At 55.9% G+C, this 20,874-nt stretch carries 18 protein-coding genes; 16 read left to right on the plus strand and 2 right to left on the minus strand.

What is annotated here, in order from left to right:
- Positions 1-74 precede the first annotated feature (74 nt).
- Positions 75-1,772 carry a nitrate/nitrite two-component system sensor histidine kinase NarQ gene (narQ, locus tag OGY72_RS07035; RefSeq protein ID WP_126317581.1) on the minus strand — a complete coding sequence of 566 codons (1,698 nt, stop codon included), beginning with the start codon at positions 1,770-1,772 and terminating at the stop codon, positions 75-77.
- Positions 1,773-2,032: 260 nt separating this feature from the next.
- On the opposite strand from narQ, the gene aegA reads away from it, so the two are divergent.
- The 3 genes from aegA (at position 2,033) to OGY72_RS07050 (ending at position 5,911) form a co-directional block, all read left to right on the plus strand.
- Complete coding sequence (aegA, locus tag OGY72_RS07040; RefSeq protein ID WP_286547483.1) at positions 2,033-4,012, plus strand: formate-dependent uric acid utilization protein AegA; 1,980 nt, start codon at positions 2,033-2,035, stop codon at positions 4,010-4,012.
- A 156-nt stretch (positions 4,013-4,168) separates the two neighbouring features.
- Positions 4,169-4,744 carry a GDP-mannose pyrophosphatase NudK gene (nudK, locus tag OGY72_RS07045; RefSeq protein WP_003835070.1) on the plus strand — a complete coding sequence of 192 codons (576 nt, stop codon included), beginning with the start codon at positions 4,169-4,171 and terminating at the stop codon, positions 4,742-4,744.
- Between the two features lie 123 nt (positions 4,745-4,867).
- The gene (locus OGY72_RS07050) at positions 4,868-5,911 is read left to right on the plus strand and encodes a DUF1176 domain-containing protein (RefSeq protein ID WP_286547484.1); all 1,044 of its coding nucleotides are present in this window, start codon (positions 4,868-4,870) and stop codon (positions 5,909-5,911) included.
- On the opposite strand, the gene tkt is transcribed toward OGY72_RS07050, so the two are convergent.
- Positions 5,901-7,895: a transketolase gene (gene tkt / locus OGY72_RS07055; RefSeq protein WP_286547485.1), complete on the minus strand. Its 1,995-nt coding sequence runs from the start codon at positions 7,893-7,895 to the stop codon at positions 5,901-5,903. The two genes, OGY72_RS07050 and tkt, sit on opposite strands and share 11 nt — an antisense overlap.
- A 280-nt stretch (positions 7,896-8,175) precedes the next feature.
- Here tkt and maeB point away from each other — a divergent pair, with 280 nt between their 5' ends.
- From maeB to eutA, 13 genes are all read left to right on the plus strand, one after another.
- Positions 8,176-10,455 (plus strand): NADP-dependent oxaloacetate-decarboxylating malate dehydrogenase, encoded by a 2,280-nt coding sequence (gene maeB / locus OGY72_RS07060; RefSeq protein WP_286547486.1) that lies wholly within the window; start codon positions 8,176-8,178, stop codon positions 10,453-10,455.
- Positions 10,456-10,615: 160 nt separating this feature from the next.
- Positions 10,616-10,951 carry an ethanolamine utilization microcompartment protein EutS gene (gene eutS / locus OGY72_RS07065; protein ID WP_003037995.1) on the plus strand — a complete coding sequence of 112 codons (336 nt, stop codon included), beginning with the start codon at positions 10,616-10,618 and terminating at the stop codon, positions 10,949-10,951.
- Positions 10,952-10,963: 12 nt separating this feature from the next.
- Entirely contained in the window at positions 10,964-11,443 is a 480-nt protein-coding gene (gene eutP / locus OGY72_RS07070; RefSeq protein ID WP_003037998.1) for an ethanolamine utilization acetate kinase EutP, read from the plus strand.
- Complete coding sequence (eutQ, locus tag OGY72_RS07075) at positions 11,421-12,119, plus strand: ethanolamine utilization acetate kinase EutQ (protein ID WP_032944171.1); 699 nt, start codon at positions 11,421-11,423, stop codon at positions 12,117-12,119. Before eutP ends, eutQ begins: the two co-directional genes overlap by 23 nt.
- Positions 12,120-12,128: 9 nt before the next feature.
- A complete protein-coding gene (gene eutT / locus OGY72_RS07080) occupies positions 12,129-12,932 on the plus strand; it encodes an ethanolamine utilization cob(I)yrinic acid a,c-diamide adenosyltransferase EutT (protein WP_286547488.1) in 804 nt (267 codons plus the stop codon).
- A complete protein-coding gene (pta, locus tag OGY72_RS07085) occupies positions 12,929-13,945 on the plus strand; it encodes a phosphate acetyltransferase (protein ID WP_048224970.1) in 1,017 nt (338 codons plus the stop codon). Before eutT ends, pta begins: the two co-directional genes overlap by 4 nt.
- Before the next feature lie 36 nt (positions 13,946-13,981).
- Positions 13,982-14,275, plus strand: a complete 294-nt coding sequence (gene eutM / locus OGY72_RS07090) for an ethanolamine utilization microcompartment protein EutM (protein WP_003835054.1) — start codon at positions 13,982-13,984, stop codon at positions 14,273-14,275.
- 114 nt (positions 14,276-14,389) lie between these two features.
- On the plus strand, positions 14,390-14,677 hold the full coding sequence (eutN, locus tag OGY72_RS07095; RefSeq protein ID WP_003038011.1) for an ethanolamine utilization microcompartment protein EutN: 288 nt from the start codon (positions 14,390-14,392) through the stop codon (positions 14,675-14,677).
- An 11-nt stretch (positions 14,678-14,688) separates the two neighbouring features.
- On the plus strand, positions 14,689-16,092 hold the full coding sequence (locus OGY72_RS07100) for an aldehyde dehydrogenase family protein (RefSeq protein WP_286547490.1): 1,404 nt from the start codon (positions 14,689-14,691) through the stop codon (positions 16,090-16,092).
- A 12-nt stretch (positions 16,093-16,104) separates the two neighbouring features.
- Positions 16,105-16,944, plus strand: coding sequence for an ethanolamine utilization protein EutJ (gene eutJ / locus OGY72_RS07105; RefSeq protein ID WP_063941690.1), 840 nt, complete (start codon positions 16,105-16,107; stop codon positions 16,942-16,944).
- A complete protein-coding gene (gene eutG, locus OGY72_RS07110) occupies positions 16,934-18,121 on the plus strand; it encodes an ethanolamine utilization ethanol dehydrogenase EutG (RefSeq protein ID WP_008785420.1) in 1,188 nt (395 codons plus the stop codon). The genes eutJ and eutG overlap by 11 nt, the downstream gene beginning before the upstream one ends.
- Before the next feature lie 119 nt (positions 18,122-18,240).
- Positions 18,241-19,473, plus strand: a complete 1,233-nt coding sequence (eutH, locus tag OGY72_RS07115) for an ethanolamine utilization protein EutH (RefSeq protein ID WP_003835043.1) — start codon at positions 18,241-18,243, stop codon at positions 19,471-19,473.
- The gene (eutA, locus tag OGY72_RS07120) at positions 19,470-20,873 is read left to right on the plus strand and encodes an ethanolamine ammonia-lyase reactivating factor EutA (RefSeq protein ID WP_003835041.1); all 1,404 of its coding nucleotides are present in this window, start codon (positions 19,470-19,472) and stop codon (positions 20,871-20,873) included. Before eutH ends, eutA begins: the two co-directional genes overlap by 4 nt.
- Position 20,874 lies beyond the last annotated feature (1 nt).

The following is a 20,874-nucleotide window of genomic DNA, read 5'->3' on the forward strand; positions in this document are numbered from 1 at the left end:
TGCCCGTTTACAGCATACCTTTCGTGCCAACGCCGTCAGGCCTGGATCCAGACTCGACGGCGCTTTGCGGTTCTTTACGTTAGCTCACTGTCTGATTCAGCCGAACGGAAACTGATGCTCACCAACGTTCCCCCTCCGGAAGGTTGAGAGAAGGTCAACGTGCCGCTCAGTCTTTCCGCCCGTTCACGCATAATATTTAGTCCATAGTGCCCTGTAGGCTCATGCGGCTCGCCAATGCCGATGCCGTTATCGCGGATATAAACCGTGTGGTTGCCGTCCGGAGCCGTTACGCAGCTGACGGCAATTTCGCTCGCACTCGCATGTTTAATGGCGTTCAGCACCGCTTCACGAATGATCTGCAACAGATGCACCTGCATTTGAGCATCCAACGCTAGCGTGGGTAACCGACAGTCGAGTGTGAGTTTAGCTGAGGTTTGATTTTGCAGCGTTTCCAACATTTCATGCAGGGCGGAGGGTAAGTCTGCCTGCTGTAAGGTCAGACGGAAGGTGGTGAGCAGTTCTCGTAGCTGACGGTAGGCATCGTTCAGCGCCTGGGAGAAATCCGCCATAATGCTTTGGGCCGGGGCGTTATCTTTCGGAATTGAACGCTTAAGCAGCGTGAGCTGAATACGTAAATAAGAGAGCACCTGCGCCAGTGAGTCGTGCAGTTCGCGTGCAATCGTCGCTCGCTCCTCCATTAACAACAGCTGCTGAAAATGTTTTTGTGCCTGGTTGAAGTACAACCCACGTCCCAGCATCGAGGAGACGCTGTTGAGCAGCGGAGTAGAAGCACTGACGTTTGGACTTTGCCAGTGCAGTTCGCCGTAGACGGTTTCCTGCATGGTGACAGGCAGGATCTGCATCGGCAGCTCGGGGCTTTTAGTCCCTTCGCTAATCCGCCAGTTATCACCGACGGTGAGTTCAAGGAAATACGCGGCGTCATGTTCGCGGACGATCTGTAAAATATGGCGGAAGCAGTGCACGTCAATCTGGCTGGTATTTAACGCCTGGGAGCACTGATACAACACCTCCAGACGGCGATTGGCTTCGTGGAGATCGTGAGTTTTCTCGGCCACAGACGCTTCCAGCGAACGATACAGCTTGTGTAATTCACTCGACATCTGGCTAAACGTTTTGCCCAGCAATCCCAGTTCATTGGGCAAACCGGTATCCAGCGGTGGGATATCAAACTGACCGTGTTCAATTTGCTGACTGGCCATCACCAGTTTATTCAGCGGACGCACCACCTGCTGGCGAATGCGCCGCAGGGTAAAGAAGACGAGGGTGAATATGCCTATCCCGCCCGCCAGCGAGATGCCAAATACCAGCATCACTTTGCGTTCGGCATAATGCTGCAACGCCAGCACGAAGAGATCGATTTGATCGACGTAGTTGTTGATGTTGGCCTGGTACCATTTCAAATCGCCGTCGATCAGGCGGGCGTTCATTTCCAGCCAGTTAGCATGCAGTCGTCCATAGCGGCTTTTTACCGCTTGTGGCACATACCACGCGTTCAGATTCTGTAGTGCTGGCGAGTTTAGCGCCTGCTGGAAAAGCTGGCGGTGGGCGTTAAGCTGCGGGCTCTGGCTTTGTAGATCGTAACCCAGACGGTAGCTTTGCATGCGCAACGAGCCAGCAACGTTGATGGCTTCGGCATCTCGCAAGCTGCTGGTCAGCGTGAGCAGCGCAATACCCGTTGAGAGAATTGACAGCAGCACTATGTAGAAAAAAGCTTTAGCCAGACTGGCCGAGACCGGACGCTTTACCGTCACTTGTGCATCCTCACACAATACACGTCGCGCCTGAAAACAGCGTGAACGATGCGGTGTATTTGATAAATGTTAATAAAACGCCATGAAACTGGATGGTAACTGAAACACAATTTCATATGCGATGAAATAAATTGATCTGCCACAGGTTCTGGATAAATAGTTGTGCTTCCTGGGCAAATGAACATTGCCGCTTCCTTCCGTGTCGGTTAATAACACTCTTATAAAGAATAAGGTTTTTGCAACCAAAAAAGAAGGAAGCCATGAATCGTTTTATTATGGTCAATAGCCAGCAGTGCCTGGGATGCCATGCCTGTGAGGTCGCCTGCGTCATGGCTCACAATGGCGAACAGCATGTCCTGGACCAACGGCATTTTCAGCCCCGAATTACCGTCATTAAGCATCAGCAGCAGCGCAGCGCGGTGACCTGTCACCACTGCGAAGATGCACCCTGCGCCAGAAGTTGCCCAAACGGGGCAATTAGCCATGATAACGACAGCGTTCAGGTGAACCCGCAAAAGTGCATTGGCTGTAAATCGTGCGTCGTTGCCTGTCCTTTCGGCACGATGCAGATCGTACTCACTCCCGTCGCCAAAGGGAAGGTGAAAGCTACCGCGCACAAATGCGATCTGTGCCAGGGGCGTGAACAGGGACCCGCCTGCGTAGAGAACTGTCCGGCGCAGGCGTTACAGCTGGTGACGGAAAATTCGCTTACCGGTCTGTCAAAAGCGCGCAGGCTACGTGCCGCAAGTCTGGAAAGCCAGCCATGGCATGCCAGCACTACCGATTTTGTTCCACATGTCATCACTAAACGTGAGCAAATGCAGGCGACGCCTGCGCGTGGGGAGCCGGATAAACTGGCGATTGAAGCCCGGAAAACCAGCTTTGAAGAGATCTATCTGCCGTTTCGTACGGCACAGGCGGAGCGCGAAGCCTCTCGCTGCCTGAAATGCGGCGACCACAGTATCTGCGAATGGACCTGTCCACTGCATAACCACATTCCGCAGTGGATTGAACAGGTCAAAGCCGGGAATATCGACGCGGCGGTTGAGCTTTCTCACCAGACCAACTGCCTGCCGGAGGTGACCGGACGCGTTTGCCCGCAGGATCGACTCTGCGAAGGGGCATGCACGGTGCGTAGCGAGCATGGCGCAGTCACCATCGGTAATATTGAGCGTTACATCTCCGATCGGGCGCTGAGTAAAGGATGGCGACCGGACTTAAGCCATGTGCAGAAAGTGGACAAGCGTGTTGCCATCATCGGTGCGGGTCCGGCGGGTCTGGCCTGTGCGGATGTGCTGGCGCGCAGCGGCGTCAGCGCCACCGTTTACGATCGCCATCCTGAAATTGGCGGTTTGCTGACGTTCGGTATTCCGGCCTTCAAGCTGGACAAATCGCTGCTGGCGCGTCGCCGTGAAATCTTCAGCGCCATGGGCATTCATTTTGAACTTAACTGTGAAGTGGGTAAGGATGTCGCGCTTGAAAAGCTGCTGGAGGATTACGATGCCGTGTTCGTGGGCGTAGGAACCTATCGTTCCATGAAGGCTGACCTGCCAAATGAAGATGCGCCTGGCGTGTATGATGCGCTGCCGTTCCTGATTGCCAACACCAAGCAGGTGATGGGGCTGGAGGAACTGCCTGAAGAACCGTTTATCGATACCGCCGGACTAAACGTGGTTGTGCTGGGCGGAGGCGATACGGCAATGGACTGTGTGCGAACCGCCCTGCGTCATGGCGCAAGCCAGGTGACCTGCGCCTATCGTCGTGATGAAGCCAACATGCCCGGCTCGAAAAAAGAGGTGAAGAACGCCCGGGAAGAGGGGGCAAATTTCGAGTTTAACGTTCAGCCGGTTGAGCTGGTGTTGCATGCCGATGGGCGAGTCAGCGGTGTGCGTTTCTTACGTACTCAACTTGGCGAACCTGATGCGCAGGGCCGTCGCCGCCCGGTTCCCATTGCCGGGAGTGAGTTTGTGATGCCCGCAGATGCGGTGATTATGGCGTTTGGTTTTCACCCACACGGCATGCCGTGGCTGGAGTCGCATGGCGTTAAGGTCGATAACTGGGGGCGCATTGCCGCCGATGTTGAAAGTGCATACCGTTATCAAACCAGTAACCCGAAAATCTTTGCCGGTGGTGACGCGGTACGCGGTGCAGACCTGGTGGTGACGGCTATGGCGGAAGGGCGGCATGCCGCCCAGGGGATCGTCGACTGGCTGGGCGTAAAATCAGTCAAATCTCATTAATCGGCGAGTAGGCCGGATAAAACGCGTTAGCGTTGCCATCCGGCAATGTGCCGCATGAATGCCTGATGGCGCTTTGCTTATCAGGCCTACATTGTTCCAAGACAAACCCGGTTTCACGGCGTAGTATTATTTCTCACTTCTTGCTGTGGAGCCGGTATGTCGCAAAAAATTACCCTCATCAAAGATAAAGTCCTTTCCGATAACTACTTCGTCCTGCGCAATATCACTTATGACCTGACCCGTAAGAATGGAGAGGTGATCCGTCACAAACGTGAGGTTTACGATCGTGGCAACGGCGCCACAATCCTGCTGTATAACCCGGAGAAGAAAACGGTGGTGCTCATCCGCCAGTTTCGCGTTGCGACATGGGTCAACGGTAACGAAGACGGTCAACTGATTGAAACCTGCGCCGGGCTGCTGGATAACGACGAACCGGAAGCATGTATTCGAAAAGAGGCGATTGAAGAGACCGGCTTTGAAGTGGGTGAAGTACGTAAACTGTTTGAGCTATACATGTCGCCGGGCGGTGTGACGGAAATAATCCACTTCTTCATCGCACAATACAGTGACAGCCAGCGTGCAAACGCGGGTGGCGGCGTGGAAGATGAAGATATTGAAGTTCTGGAACTGCCGTTCACACAGGCGCTGGAAATGATCAAAACAGGTGAGATCCGTGACGGTAAAACGGTGCTATTACTGAACTATTTGCAGTCATCGCATCTCATGGACTGATGCGCGGGATTTATATTTCTTTACAAAATTACGGCCAATCCGACGATTCTTATTGAGCCACATCAGTCGCGCAAGGAAGATACCGCTTAGGCTGTGTGTTTTGACTTCGGGGTTGTACCGTCCATGCGCTATCGCGTTATTCTCCTTTTCCTGCTCGGGTTGCTACCCGCCCGTTTGCTGTGGGCTGCGCCCGCGCAACAGGCGTTTTCTGACTGGCAGGTGACGTGTAATAACCAAAATTTTTGCGTGGCGCGCAATACCGGGGAGCACCACGGCCTGGTCATGACCTTGAGCCGCAGCGCCGGGGCACATACCGATGCCGTGTTGCGTATTGAGCTGGGCGGGCTGGAATCGTCCAGCGTCAAAGAGAGCGATATTGCGCCGCGTCTGCTGTTGGATGGTGCGCCACTCTCGCTGAGCGGCGAGCACTGGCGCATAACTCCCTGGCAGCTGACGACCGATGATCCCACCACCATCAGCACATTTTTACAAACCGTACAGGACGCGAAGGTGATTAGCCTGCAAAAAGGTGCGCAAAACCTTTCGCTGGTCGGGCTAAAAGCCGCGTTGTTGTTTATCGACGCCCAGCAAAAACGGGTGGGGAGCGAAACCGCATGGATTGAAAAAGGTGACGAGCCTCCGCTCAGTGTACCTCCGGCCCCCGCGCTGAAAGGTGTAGCGGTCATTAATCCAACGCCAACGCCTCTCACACAGCAGGAGCGCAGTGAACTGCTGGACTATGGTAACTGGCGAATCAACGGTATTCGCTGCTCTATCGATCCGCTGCGTCGCGAGATGCGCGTCACGGCCCTAACGGATGATAAAGCGCTGCTGATGATTGGCTGTGAGGCCGGGGCGTATAACACCATCGATCTGGCGTGGGTGGTTTCACGTACGACTCCGTTGACTTCACGCGCGGTACGTTTAAGCCTGCCGTTTAAAACGGAGGCGGAAAGTCGCGATATGGAGCTGACCAACGCGACGTTTGACGAGAAGTCGCGGGAGCTGGTCACCCTCGCTAAAGGACGAGGGTTGGCAGATTGCGGTATCCTGACCCGCTGGCGCTACGACGGGCAACGTTTTCGCCTGGTGCGCTATGCCCAGGAGCCAAGTTGTGATAACTGGCATGGGCCAGATGCCTGGCCCACGCTGTGGATCACGCGTTAAGCACCTTGTGCGCTTTGTCGACGATGTTATCCACCGTAAAGCCAAAGAACGGGAACAGCTTGTCCGCCGGAGCCGACTCTCCATAACCCGTCATCCCAACAATTGCCCCTTTCAGCCCGACATATTTGTACCAGTAGTCAGCAATCCCTGCTTCTACCGCCACGCGCGCGCTGACGTTTGCCGGCAGGACCGATTCCCGGTACGCCTCATCCTGGGCGTCGAAGATATCGGTTGAGGGCAGAGAAACTACCCGCACGTTACGACCTTCGCCGGTCAGTTTTTCCGCCGCCAGCAGCGTAATTTCCATTTCTGAACCGGTAGCAATCAAAATAACATCCGGCTTACCGCCGCCGTCCTTCAGTACATAGCCGCCGCGGGCAATTTGCTGTACCTGCTCAGGCGTGCGCTCAACCTGCGCCAGATTCTGCCGCGAGAGGATCAGCGCCGTTGGCCCGTCATGGCGTTCGACTGCCAGCTTCCAGCCTACCGCCGCCTCAACCTGATCGCATGGTCGCCAGGTGCTGAAATTAGGCGTCAGGCGCAGGCTGGCGAGCTGTTCAACGGCCTGGTGCGTGGGACCATCTTCCCCAAGACCAATCGAGTCGTGGGTATAAACCATGATTTGTCGGGCTTTCATCAGCGCCGCCATACGCGCGGCATTACGGGCATATTCGACAAACATCAGGAACGTAGCGGTGTACGGTACGAAGCCCCCGTGATGGGCGATACCGTTGGCAATCGCCGTCATGCCAAATTCCCGCACGCCGTAGTGAATGTAGTTTCCTGCATGATCCTCTTTAAGAGAGGAGGAGCCTTTCCAGATGGTCAGGTTGCTGGGGGCCAAATCCGCCGATCCGCCAAGCAGCTCAGGCAGTATAGGCCCGTAAGCGTTAAGGGTATTTTGCGAGGCCTTACGGGTGGCGATTTTGGCCGGATTGGCCTGCAGCTCGGTAATATATTTCTGGGTTGTTACCTCCCACTCCTTCGGCAGTCCACCGCTCATTCGGCGAGTAAACTCTGCCGCCAGTTCCGGGTAGGCTTGTTGGTAAGCTGCGAATTTCTCCTTCCAGCCCTGTTGCGCTTTTTCGCCTTTCTCGCGTGCGTCCCACGCCCGGTAAATCTCTTTGGGGATCTCAAAAGCAGGATGATGCCACCCCAGTTTCTGCCGGGTCAGCGCCACCTCTTCTTCGCCCAGCGCAGCGCCGTGCGCTTCCTCTTTCCCGGCTTTATTTGGTGAGCCAAAACCAATCACCGTGCGGCAGATAATCAGCGACGGTTTATCGGTAACAGCCTGCGCTTCCTGAATGGCTTTTTTCACCGCCTCAGGGTCATGACCGTCAATCTCGTGCACCACATGCCAGTGATAAGCCTCAAAGCGTTTTGCAGTATCGTCGGTAAACCAGCCGTCGGTTTCGCCATCAATCGAGATGCCGTTGTGATCGTAGAAGCCGATGAGTTTGCCAAGCCCCAACGTGCCCGCCAGCGAACAAGCCTCGTGTGAAATACCCTCCATCAGACAGCCGTCGCCCATAAAGACCCAGGTAAAGTGGTCAACAATCTCATGGTCTGGCTGGTTAAACTGCGCTGCCAGCGTTCGCTCGGCAATGGCCATGCCGACGGCGTTGGCTAAACCCTGACCCAGCGGTCCTGTCGTGGTTTCCACGCCCGGCGTGTAGCCAATTTCCGGGTGCCCTGGCGTCTTCGAATGGAGCTGACGGAAGTTCTTTAATTCTTCGATCGGCAGGTCGTAACCGGAAAGATGCAACAGGCTGTAAAGCAGCATTGAGGCGTGGCCGTTGGACAGAATAAACCGGTCACGATCGTACCAGGTGGGGTCGGTCGGGTTATGGCGTAGAAAATCGTTCCACAGAACTTCGGCGATATCGGCCATCCCCATTGGTGCTCCAGGGTGGCCGGAGTTTGCTTTTTGGACGGCATCCATACTTAGCGCACGAATGGCATTGGCAAGCTCTTTACGGGTCATAGGAAATACTCCTTGAAAAGTAAAGTGTTAGATGCGTGTTGTGATTCACACTTTTGGGAAAATTGCGGGCGTTGTCAGCAAAAAGCATAGCAGACAAGCATGGTATTGCTGGATTAAGCAGGTAACATGGCTGTTATAAATTGATAACAAATTCTTTCTTTGAATGGTGAGAGTTTGGGGACCTTCAAAGTTTGTGCCGTTGACTGAGGTGATAATGTGCGGCTCAGTAGAATGGTTACCCGCGCCACTTTTTTGATAGATACGTGAAAGGAACAACAAGATGGATGACCAGTTAAAACAAAGCGCCCTCGATTTCCACGAATTTCCGGTACCCGGTAAAATCCAGGTTTCTCCAACCAAGCCTCTGGCAACACAGCGCGACCTGGCGCTGGCCTATTCGCCGGGCGTGGCTGCACCGTGTCTTGAAATTGAAAAGGACCCGCTGGCAGCCTACAAATACACCGCGCGCGGCAACCTGGTTGCGGTTATTTCCAACGGTACAGCGGTGCTGGGTCTCGGCAACATTGGCGCGTTGGCCGGCAAACCGGTGATGGAAGGTAAAGGCGTTCTGTTTAAGAAATTCGCCGGGATCGACGTGTTCGACATTGAAGTCGATGAACTCGATCCGGATAAATTTATCAATGTGGTTGCGGCCCTGGAACCCACGTTTGGCGGTATCAACCTCGAAGATATCAAAGCGCCGGAGTGCTTTTACATTGAGCAAAAACTGCGCGAACGCATGAATATTCCGGTCTTCCACGATGACCAGCACGGTACGGCAATCATCAGTACTGCCGCAATTCTGAACGGTCTGCGGGTGGTTGAGAAAAATATCTCTGACGTGCGCATGGTGGTGTCTGGTGCAGGTGCGGCGGCGATTGCCTGTATGAACCTGCTGGTAGTGCTGGGTATGCAGAAACACAATATTGTGGTCTGTGACTCCAAAGGCGTGATTTACAAAGACCGCGAACCGAACATGGCGGAAACCAAAGCGGCTTACGCGGTGGTGGATGATGGTAAGCGCACGCTGGATGATGTTATTGACGGCGCAGATATTTTCCTCGGCTGCTCGGGCCCGAAAGTGCTGACGCAGGAAATGGTTAAGAAGATGGCGCGTGCGCCAATGATTCTGGCACTCGCCAACCCGGAGCCGGAAATCCTGCCGCCGCTGGCAAAAGAGGTGCGTTCCGACGCCATCATCTGTACCGGTCGTTCAGACTACCCGAACCAGGTTAACAACGTCCTGTGCTTCCCGTTCATCTTCCGCGGTGCGCTGGACGTTGGTGCGACGGCCATCAACGAAGAGATGAAACTGGCGGCGGTGCACGCCATTGCTGAGCTGGCGCATGCCGAGCAGAGTGAAGTGGTGGCCTCTGCTTATGGCGATCAGGACCTGAGCTTCGGCCCGGAATACATCATTCCGAAACCGTTCGACCCGCGTCTGATCGTCAAAATCGCCCCTGCTGTAGCGAAAGCGGCGATGGACTCCGGCGTGGCAACGCGTCCGATTGCCGATTTTGACGCTTACATCGATAAGCTGACCGAGTTCGTCTACAAAACCAACCTGTTCATGAAGCCGATTTTCTCCCTGGCACGCAAAGCGCCGAAGCGCGTGGTGCTGACCGAAGGGGAAGAAGCGCGCGTACTGCACGCTACCCAGGAGCTGATCACGTTAGGGCTGGCAAAACCGATCCTGATCGGGCGTCCGAGCGTTATTGAAATGCGTATCCAGAAGCTGGGTCTGCAGATCAAAGCGGGTGTCGATTTTGAAATCGTCAACAATGAGTCCGATCCGCGCTTTAAAGAGTACTGGAGCGAGTACTACCAGATTATGAAGCGTCGTGGGATTACCCAGGAGCAGGCGCAGCGTGCGGTGATTGCCAACACCACGGTGATCGGCGCAATCATGGTACAGCGCGGCGAAGCGGATGCGATGATCTGCGGTACGATTGGCGACTACCATGAGCACTTCAGCGTGGTAAAAGAGGTGTTTGGTCATCGCGACGGCGTGCATACTGCCGGAGCGATGAACGCCTTGCTGCTGCCAAGCGGTAACACCTTTATCGCCGATACTTACGTCAACGACGATCCTACGCCTGAGCAACTGGCGGAAATCGCCGTGATGGCGGCAGAGACCGTGCGCCGCTTTGGTATTGAACCGAAGGTGGCGTTGTTGTCGCACTCCAACTTTGGTTCCTCTAACTGCCCGTCGGCCAGCAAAATGCGCGACGCGCTGGAGCTGATTAAGGCGCGTGCGCCAGAGTTGATGATTGACGGCGAAATGCACGGCGATGCCGCGCTGGTGGAAAGCATCCGTAATGACCGTATGCCGGACAGTCCATTGAAAGGCTCAGCGAATATTCTGGTGATGCCAAATATGGAAGCGGCCCGTATTAGTTACAACTTACTACGCGTTTCCAGTTCTGAAGGCGTAACGGTTGGCCCGGTGCTGATGGGGGTTGCGAAACCTGTTCACGTATTAACGCCGATCGCCTCTGTTCGTCGTATCGTTAATATGGTGGCGCTGGCGGTTGTAGAAGCCCAAACGCAGCCGCTGTAATTTCACTTTAATTTATTTCCGGCGCGGGTTTCTCCCGCGCCTTTTTATTTTCCCTTTCTTAGTGATCTACTTCACCTTTTAAACCTGGTTGCCGAATTTTGTTATTTACTCTGACAAAAAATTGCCACGATGAGGGCAGTTTTAGCGGAGGCGGTGAGCAATGGAAAAAGAACGCATTATTCAGGAATTTGTGCCGGGGAAACAGGTCACGCTGGCGCATCTCATTGCGCACCCCGGCGAGGAATTAGCGAAAAAGATCGGCGTTCCCGAAGCGGGCGCTATCGGCATCATGACGCTGACGCCAGGCGAAACCGCGATGATTGCCGGTGACTTAGCCATGAAGGCGGCGGATGTACATATCGGTTTTCTCGATAGATTCAGCGGCGCACTGGTGATCTACGGTTCGGTAGGCGCAGTAGAAGAAGCGTTATTACAGACGGTAAGCGGTCTGGGTCGATTATTAAATTTCACTTTGTGCAACCTGACAAAAAGTTAATCAGAGGCGGCGATGAAACGTATTGCATTTGTCGGTACGGTGGGGGCGGGGAAAACAACGCTCTTTAATGCGCTACAGGGGAATTATTCCCTCGCCAGAAAAACACAGGCCGTGGAGTTTAATGAAAATGGCGATATCGATACGCCAGGGGAATATTTTAGCCATCCGCGCTGGTATCACGCCTTAATTACCACGCTGCAGGATGTCGATACGTTGATTTATATACACGCGGCAAATGATAAAGAAAGTCGCTTACCTGCCGGGCTGTTGGATATCGGCGCCAGTAAACGACAAATCGCCGTTATCAGTAAAACGGACATGCCGGATGCCGACGTCGCCGCAACGCGACAACTACTTCGCGGGATGGGGTTTCAGGAGCCGATTTTTGAGCTCAATAGCCATGACCCGCGCAGCGTGCAGCACCTGGTGGATTATCTGACTGAGCTCAGCCAAAAGGAGGAAAGGGCAGGTGAAAAAACTCATCACAGCTAACGATATTCGTGCGGCCCACGCACGCGGCGAACAGGAAATGTCGGTTGTTCTGCGCGCCAGCATCATCACCCCGGAGGCGCGCGAAGTTGCGGAGCTGCTGGGCGTTACCATCAGTGAATGCGATGAATCCGCGCCAACTGCTGCTGTACCGGCGGCGGTTGATGATGGCAAAACGGAAAGCCAGCGCATTCGCGAAACCATCATTGCGCAGTTACCGGAAGGGCAGTTTACCGAAAGCCTGGTCGCCCAGCTGATGGACAAAGTTATGAAGGAGAAGCAGTCGCTGGAACAGGGCGGAATGCAGCCGAGCTTTAACTCGGTAACCGGCAAAGGCGGCGTCAAAGTCATCGACGGCAGCAGCGTGAAGTTTGGTCGTTTTGACGGCGCGCAGCCGCACTGCGTGGGCTTAACCGATCTGGTGACCGACCAGGACGGTAGCAGTATGGCCGCCGGGTTTATGCAGTGGGATAACGCCTTTTTCCCATGGACGCTGAACTACGACGAAATCGACATGATTCTGGAAGGCGAGCTGCACGTTCGCCACGAAGGCGAAACCATGATTGCAAAAGCCGGGGATGTAATGTTTATCCCGAAAGGTTCCAGCATCGAATTTGGTACGCCATCGACGGTGAAATTTCTGTATGTGGCCTGGCCTGCGAACTGGCAGTCCTGCTAAGGCGGATGTATGAAGGATTTCATTACCGAAGCATGGCTCAGAGCGAATCATACGCTCAGCGAAGGGGCTGAAATTCATCTCCCCGCTGACGCTCGCCTGACGCCGTCTGCCCGGGAATTACTGGAAAGCCGACATCTGCGTATTAAGTTTATCGACGAGCAGGGCAGCCTGTTTATTGATGACGAAGAACAGCAGCCGCAGCCGGTGCATGGATTAACCAGCAGCGATACGCATCCACAGGCCAGCTGCGAACTGTGTCATCAACCGGTGGTGAAGAAACCGGACACCCTGACGCATCTGACGGCGGACAAGATGGTCGCCAAAAGCGATCCGCGTCTGGGATTTCGCGCCGCGCTGGACAGCACCATCGCCCTGGCCGTGTGGTTGCAGATTGAGATGGCAGAACCGTGGCAGCCGTGGCTGGCGGATATCCGCTCGCGCCTGGGCAATATTATGCGCGCTGATGCCATGGATGAGCCGCTGGCAGCACAAGCTGTCGTGGGTTTAAGTGACGAAGATTTACACCGTCTTTCGCATCAACCGCTGCGCTATCTGGACCACGACCATCTGGTGCCGGAGGCCAGCCACGGACGTGATTGCGCGCTGCTTAATTTGCTGCGTACCAAAGTCCGTGAAACGGAGGCGGTGGCGGCCCAGGTGTTCATCACTCGCAGTTTTGAGGTTATGCGACCGGACATTATGCAGGCGCTCAATCGCCTTTCCAGTACGGTCTACGTGATGATGATTCTGAGCGTTGCGAAGCATCCGCTGACGGTTAACCAAATTCAACAGCGACTGGGGGAGAAGCAATGATCATTGAACGTGCTCGTCAACTCGCCCAACGCTCACCGGCACGGGTGGTGTTCCCGGATGCGCTGGATGTCCGGGTGCTGAAGGCGGCGAATTACCTGCATCAGCACGGTCTGGCACATCCCATTCTCGTTGCCAGTCCGTTTGCGCTGCGCCAGTTTGCCCTCAGCCACCGGGTGGCAATGGATGGCATTCAGGTTATCGATCCGCAAAGCAATCAGCCAATGCGCGAAGAGTTTGCGCTGCGCTGGCTGGCCCGCGCGGGAGATAAAACGCCTGCGGATGCGCTGGAAAAACTCAACGATCCGCTGATGTTCGCCGCTGCAATGGTCAGCGCGGGTAAAGCTGACGTCTGTATTGCGGGCAATCTCTCATCAACAGCGAACGTGCTGCGTGCCGGATTACGCATTATCGGGCTACAGCCTGGCTGTAAAACGCTGTCGTCAATTTTCCTGATGCTGCCGCAGTACCTTGGGCCGTCATTAGGGTTTGCCGATTGCAGCGTCGTGCCGCAGCCCACCGCCGCACAGTTGGCGGATATTGCGATTGCCAGCGCACAGACATGGCAGGCCATTACCGGTGAAGAGCCGCGCGTGGCCATGCTGTCGTTTTCAAGTAATGGCAGTGCTCGTCATCCTAACGTTGCTAACGTGCAGCAGGCGACCGAGATCGTTCGTGAGCGTGCCCCGCAGCTTACCGTGGACGGAGAACTGCAATTTGATGCCGCCTTTGTTCCGGATGTCGCTGCGCAAAAAGCGCCCGCCAGCCCGTTAAAGGGCAATGCCAATGTGATGGTCTTCCCATCGCTGGAGGCAGGCAATATTGGCTACAAAATCGCTCAGCGTCTGGGAGGGTATCGCGCAGTAGGTCCGTTGATTCAGGGGCTTGCCGCACCGCTTCATGATCTCTCTCGTGGCTGTAGCGTACAGGAAATTATCGAACTGGCGTTGGTGGCAGCAGTGCCGCGCCAGACTGACATGAGTCGTGAAAACGCCTCGCACACACTGGTTGTTTAGGTCCCGTTCTGGACCCCTTAATGAGAGGAAAACACAATGGAAGCATTAGGAATGATTGAAACCCGGGGCCTGGTTGCACTGATTGAGGCTTCTGACGCAATGGTTAAAGCGGCACGCGTGAAACTGGTTGGCGTGAAGCAGATCGGTGGCGGTCTGGTCACTGCCATGGTCCGTGGCGACGTAGCGGCATGTAAAGCCGCAACGGACGCAGGTGCTGCGGCTGCACAGCGTATTGGCGAGCTGGTTTCAGTACACGTGATCCCACGTCCGCACGGCGATCTGGAAGAAGTGTTCCCGATCAGCTTTAAAGGCGACAGCAACGACATGTAAGTCGTCCATGTGACGCCACAGACTTCATTGCTGGCGTCACCCTCTCTCCTTTTCACATTACCTTCTGCGGAGGGTAGGGGGAGGTTTTACCTGAAATATGCCACGGAGGCGCGTATGAAACTGGCAATCGTTACAGGACAAATTGTTTGTACCGTACGCCATCAGGGGCTCGCGCACGACAAGTTGCTGATGGTGGAAATGATTGACGCCCAGGGAAATCCCGACGGGCAATGTGCTGTTGCTATCGACAGCATCGGGGCGGGAACCGGAGAGTGGGTGCTGCTGGTCAGCGGAAGCTCCGCCCGTCAGGCGCACCGGAATGAATCATCGCCTGTCGATCTGTGCGTGATTGGCATTGTCGATGAAGTGGTGGCAGGTGGTCAGGTGATCTTCCATAAATAAGGCAGAAAATCATGAATCAACAGGATATTGAACAGGTCGTGAAAGCGGTACTGCTGAAAATGAAAGACAGCAGCCAACCCGTCAGTGCCGTTCAAGAAATGGGCGTTTTTGCCTCCCTGGATGACGCAGTGGCGGCAGCAAAACTAGCCCAGCAGGGGCTGAAAAGCGTCGCCATGCGCCAACTGGCTATCACGGCTCTACGTGAGGCGGGCGAAAAGCACGCCAGAGAATTAGCGGAACTTGCCGTCACTGAAACCGGCATGGGACGTGTCGAAGATAAATTTGCCAAAAACGTGGCGCAGGCGCGCGGCACGCCGGGTGTGGAATGCCTGTCTCCACAGGTTCTGACCGGCGATAACGGTCTGACGCTGATTGAAAACGCGCCGTGGGGCGTGGTGGCCTCGGTAACCCCATCCACCAACCCGGCCGCGACCGTCATTAACAACGCCATCAGCCTGATTGCCGCTGGTAACAGCGTGGTTTTCGCACCGCATCCGGCGGCGAAAAAAGTCTCTCAGCGCGCTATCACTCTGCTTAACCAGGCGGTGGTTGCCGCAGGCGGTCCGGCAAACCTGTTGGTGACGGTTGCCAACCCGGATATCGAGACTGCCCAGCGTCTGTTCAAGTTCCCAGGTATCGGCCTGCTGGTGGTGACCGGTGGTGAAGCCGTAGTGGACGCCGCGCGTAAGCACACCAACAAACGTCTGATTGCCGCTGGTGCGGGTAATCCGCCAGTGGTGGTTGATGAAACGGCTGACCTGGCACGCGCGGCGCAGTCGATAGTCAAAGGTGCATCGTTTGACAACAACATCATCTGCGCCGACGAAAAAGTGCTGATCGTGGTCGATAGCGTCGCTGATGAACTGATGCGTCTGATGGAAAGCCAGCATGCGGTGAAACTGACCGCGGCTCAGGCCGAACAGCTGCAGCCGGTGCTGCTGAAAAATATCGATGAGCGCGGTAAAGGCACGGTCAGTCGTGACTGGGTCGGGCGCGATGCCGGAAAAATCGCTGCGGCGATTGGTCTGAACGTACCGGAGCAAACCCGTCTGTTATTCGTCGAAACCTCAGCGACGCATCCGTTTGCCGTTACCGAACTGATGATGCCGGTGCTGCCAGTCGTACGGGTTGCCAACGTCGATGAAGCCATTGAACTGGCGGTCAAGCTGGAAGGCGGCTGCCACCATACGGCGGCGATGCACTCACGCAATATCGAAAATATGAACCGTATGGCAAACGCCATTGATACCAGCATCTTCGTTAAGAACGGACCGTGCATTGCCGGTCTTGGACTGGGCGGTGAAGGCTGGACCACGATGACCATTACCACACCAACCGGGGAAGGGGTGACCAGTGCGCGTACGTTTGTGCGTCTGCGTCGCTGTGTGTTGGTAGACGCCTTCAGAATTGTATAAGGAGTAAATGAGATGGCGCACGACGAACAACGTTGGTTGACACCCAGACTGCTAAAAGCGGCAACGCTATGTAACCAGACGCCCGCAAAGAGCGATTCACCGCTGTGGTTGGGCATTGATTTGGGAACGTGTGATGTGGTGTCGATGGTTGTGGACAGTGACGGACAGCCGGTCGCGGTTTGCCTGGACTGGGCCGATGTCGTGCGCGATGGCATCGTCTGGGATTTCTTTGGTGCGGTGACCATCGTTCGTCGCCATCTCGATACGCTCGAACAACAGCTGGGTTGCCGTTTTACCCATGCGGCAACCTCGTTTCCACCGGGAACTGACCCACGCATCTCTATTAACGTGCTGGAGTCTGCCGGGCTTGAAGTGAGCCATGTCCTCGACGAACCAACCGCGGTGGCGGATCTGTTGCAGCTTGATAACGCCGGAGTGGTGGATATTGGTGGTGGCACTACCGGGATTGCAATTGTTAAACAGGGAAAAGTGACTTACTCAGCTGATGAAGCGACCGGAGGGCACCATATCTCTCTGACGCTGGCCGGGAACCGTCGTATCCAGTTGGAGGAAGCCGAGCAGTACAAGCGCAGCAATGGCAAAGAAATCTGGCCGGTGGTGAAGCCTGTCTACGAAAAGATGGCGGAAATCGTGGCGCACCATATTGCCGGACAGAGTGTCGCTGATTTGTGGCTGGCGGGTGGCTCCTGTATGCAGCCAGGCGTTGATGAACTGTTCCGTAAGCGTTTCCCGGAACTGCAGGTGCATTTACCCCAGCACAGCCTGTTTATGACTCCGCTGGCGATTGCAAACAGCGGAAAAGAAAAAGCGGAAGGAATCTATGCAAGCTGAATTGCAGACCGCGCTCTTTCAGGCATTCGATACCCTGAATCTGCAACGCGTAAAAACGTTTAGCGTTCCCCCGGTTACGTTATGTGGACTGGGAGCGCTCAGTACCTGCGGACAGGAAGCACAAACGCGCGGACTGACGCATATGTTCGTCATGGTTGACAGCTTTCTGCATCAGGCGGGGATGACCGCCGCACTGGAGCGCAGCCTGGCGATGAAAGGTGTGGCAATGACGCTGTGGCCTTGTCCGGTAGGTGAACCGTGCATTACGGACGTCTGCGCGGCAGTCGCGCAACTGCGTGAATCAAAGTGCGACGGCGTCGTGGCTTTCGGTGGCGGTTCCGTGCTGGATGCCGCCAAGGCAGTGGCGTTGCTGGTGACCAATCCTACCCAGACGCTGGCTGACATGGACGAGCGTAGCGTGTTACGCCCGCGTCTGCCGCTGATTGCCGTACCGACTACCGCCGGAACGGGCTCAGAAACCACGAACGTCACGGTGATTATTGACGCCGCGACCGGACTCAAAAAAGTGCTGGCCCACGCAACCCTGATGCCGGATGTGGCGATCCTTGACGCCGCATTGACGGAAGGCGTGCCTGCACACGTAACGGCGATGACCGGGATTGATGCATTGACGCACGCCGTTGAAGCGTATAGCGCGCTGAACGCGACGCCGTTTACCGACAGCCTGGCGATTGGCGCGATAGCGATGATCGGTAAATCGCTGCCGAAGGCCGTCGGCTACGGTCAGGATCTGGCTGCGCGCGAAAGCATGCTGCTGGCTTCCTGTATGGCCGGGATGGCGTTTTCCAGCGCTGGGCTTGGCCTGTGCCATGCGATGGCGCACCAGCCGGGGGCGACGTTGCACATTCCACACGGACAGGCTAACGCCATGCTGCTTCCTACGGTAATGGGGTTCAACCGCATGGTGTGTCGTGAGCGCTTCAGCCATATCGGACGCGCGTTAACCAACAAGAAATCGGACGATCGTGATGCTATCAACGCGGTCAGCGAGTTGATTAGCGAAGTGGGCCAGACCAAACGACTCTCTGACGTTGGGGCAAAGCCCGAGCAGTACAGCGCATGGGCTCACGCTGCGCTGGAGGATATTTGTATTCGCAGTAACCCACGCACCGCCACGCAGGCACAGATCATCGACCTGTACGCGGCTGCCGGGTAATGCCTGTAGGCCGGATAAGGTGCTCGCACCGTCATCCGGCAATAACACGGCGTTAATGCCGGAGGCGACGTAAACGTCTTATCCGGCCTACAAATCACAAATGACAGGGAGTAGGGGCTATGGGAATTAACGAAATCATCATGTACATCATGATGTTCTTTATGCTGATTGCCGCCGTGGACAGGATCCTGTCGCAGTTCGGCGGTTCGGCACGCTTCCTCGGGAAGTTCGGTAAGAGTATTGAGGGATCGGGCGGCCAGTTTGAAGAAGGTTTTATGGCGATGGGCGCGCTGGGCCTGGCGATGGTCGGTATGACCGCGCTGGCACCGGTTCTGGCGCATGTGCTCGGGCCGGTGATTATTCCGCTGTATGAAATGTTGGGCGCGAACCCGTCGATGTTTGCCGGAACGCTGCTGGCGTGCGATATGGGCGGCTTCTTCCTGGCGAAAGAACTGGCGGGCGGCGACGTTGCGGCGTGGCTGTACTCTGGCCTGATCCTCGGGGCGATGATGGGGCCGACGCTGGTCTTCTCCATTCCGGTTGCGTTGGGGATTATTGAACCGTCTGACCGTCGTTATCTGGCGCTGGGCGTGCTGGCGGGTATTGTCACCATTCCGATTGGTTGTATTGCGGGCGGTTTGATTGCGATGTACTCCGGCGTCGAAATCAACGGGCAGCCGGTGGAGTTCACCTTCGCGCTGATCCTGATGAATATGATCCCGGTGCTGATCGTGGCCGTGCTGGTGGCGCTGGGACTGAAATTCATCCCGGAAAAAATGATCAACGGCTTCCAGATCTTCGCGAAATTCCTGGTGGCGCTGATCACCATCGGCCTGGCAGCAGCGGTGGTCAAATTCCTGCTCGGCTGGGAGCTGATCCCAGGTCTTGATCCTATCTTCATGGCTCCGGGCGACAAGCCGGGTGAAGTGATGCGCGCCATCGAAGTTATCGGTTCTATTTCCTGCGTACTGCTCGGTGCGTACCCAATGGTACTGCTGCTGACCCGCTGGTTTGAAAAACCGCTGATGAGTGTCGGCAACCTGTTAAAAATCAATAATATTGCGGCTGCCGGTATGGTTGCGACGCTGGCGAACAACATCCCAATGTTCGGCATGATGAAGAATATGGATACCCGCGGCAAAGTGATCAACTGCGCCTTTGCGGTCTCCGCGGCCTTTGCACTGGGTGACCACTTAGGCTTCGCCGCTGCCAACATGAACGCGATGATCTTCCCGATGATTGTCGGCAAGTTGATTGGCGGCGTGACGGCGATTGGTGTGGCTATGCTGTTGGTACCGAAAGATGAAGATGTGCCAGCAGAAGTAGAAACCAACCCGGAGGCGCAATCGTGAATACTCGCCAGCTACTGAGCGTCGGTATCGATATCGGCACCACTACCACTCAGGTGATTTTCTCGCGCCTTGAGTTAGTCAACCGTGCGGCAGTGTCGCAGGTGCCGCGCTACGAATTCATCAAACGCGAAATTAGCTGGCAAAGCCCGGTGTTCTTTACCCCCGTTGATAAGCAGGGCGGGTTGAAAGAGGCCGAACTTAAGGCGCTGATCCTCGCCCAGTATCAGGCGGCGGGTATTGCACCTGAGACTGTCGATTCCGGCGCGATCATCATCACCGGAGAAAGTGCCAAAACCCGAAATGCGCGTCCGGCGGTGATGGCGCTCTCTCAGTCTCTGGGGGACTTCGTGGTTGCCAGCGCCGGTCCGCATCTGGAATCGGTGATTGCCGGTCACGGCGCGGGGGCACAAACCCTGTCCGAGCAGAAGTTGTGCCGCGTACTGAATATCGACATCGGTGGTGGTACGTCGAACTACGTTCTGTTCGATGCCGGAAAGGTCAGCGGTTCGGCTTGCCTCAACGTCGGCGGACGATTGCTGGAAACGGACGGCCAGGGGCGCGTTGTGCATGCGCATCAGCCGGGGCAGATGATTGTTGATGACGTATTTGGTCCGGGCACTGATGCCCGAACTCTCAATGCGGCGCAGCTTGTTCAGGTAGCCCGACGGATGGCGGCGCTGATTGTGGAGGTGATCGACGGCACGTTATCACCGCTGGCACAGGCGCTGATGCAAACCGGCCTGTTACCGGCGGGCATGAAACCGGAAGTGATTACGTTGTCCGGCGGGGTGGGCGAGTGCTACCGCAACCAACCCGCCGACCCGTTCTGTTTTTCCGACATTGGCCCGCTGTTAGCGACGGCTCTGCATGAACATCCGCGCCTGCGTGAGATGAACGTGCAGTTCCCGGCGCAAACCGTGCGCGCCACGGTGATTGGCGCTGGTGCACATACGCTGTCGCTTTCGGGCAGCACTATCTGGCTGGAAGGTGTGGCGCTTCCGCTGCGCAATCTGCCGGTGGCGATTCCGGTTGATGAGGCTGATTTGGTGGCCGCCTGGCAACAGGCGCTAATGCAGCTCGATCTTGACCCGCAAACAGACGCCTACGTGCTGGCGCTGCCCGGTTCACTGCCGGTGCGCTACGCCGCGCTGTTAACGGTGATTGATGCGCTGCTGGCCTTCGTCGCGCGCTATCCGAATCCGCATCCCCTGCTGGTGGTAGCCGAGCAGGATTTTGGTAAGGCCCTGGGCATGCTGTTACGCCCACAGTTACAGCAACACCCGCTGGCAGTCATCGATGAGGTGGTTGTCCGGGCGGGGGACTATATCGACATTGGTACGCCTCTTTTTGGCGGATCGGTTGTGCCGGTGACGGTGAAATCACTCGCATTTCCTTCCTGAG

This window comes from Citrobacter sp. Cpo221, from assembly GCF_030332345.1.
Classification (GTDB): Bacteria; Pseudomonadota; Gammaproteobacteria; order Enterobacterales; family Enterobacteriaceae; genus Citrobacter; species Citrobacter portucalensis.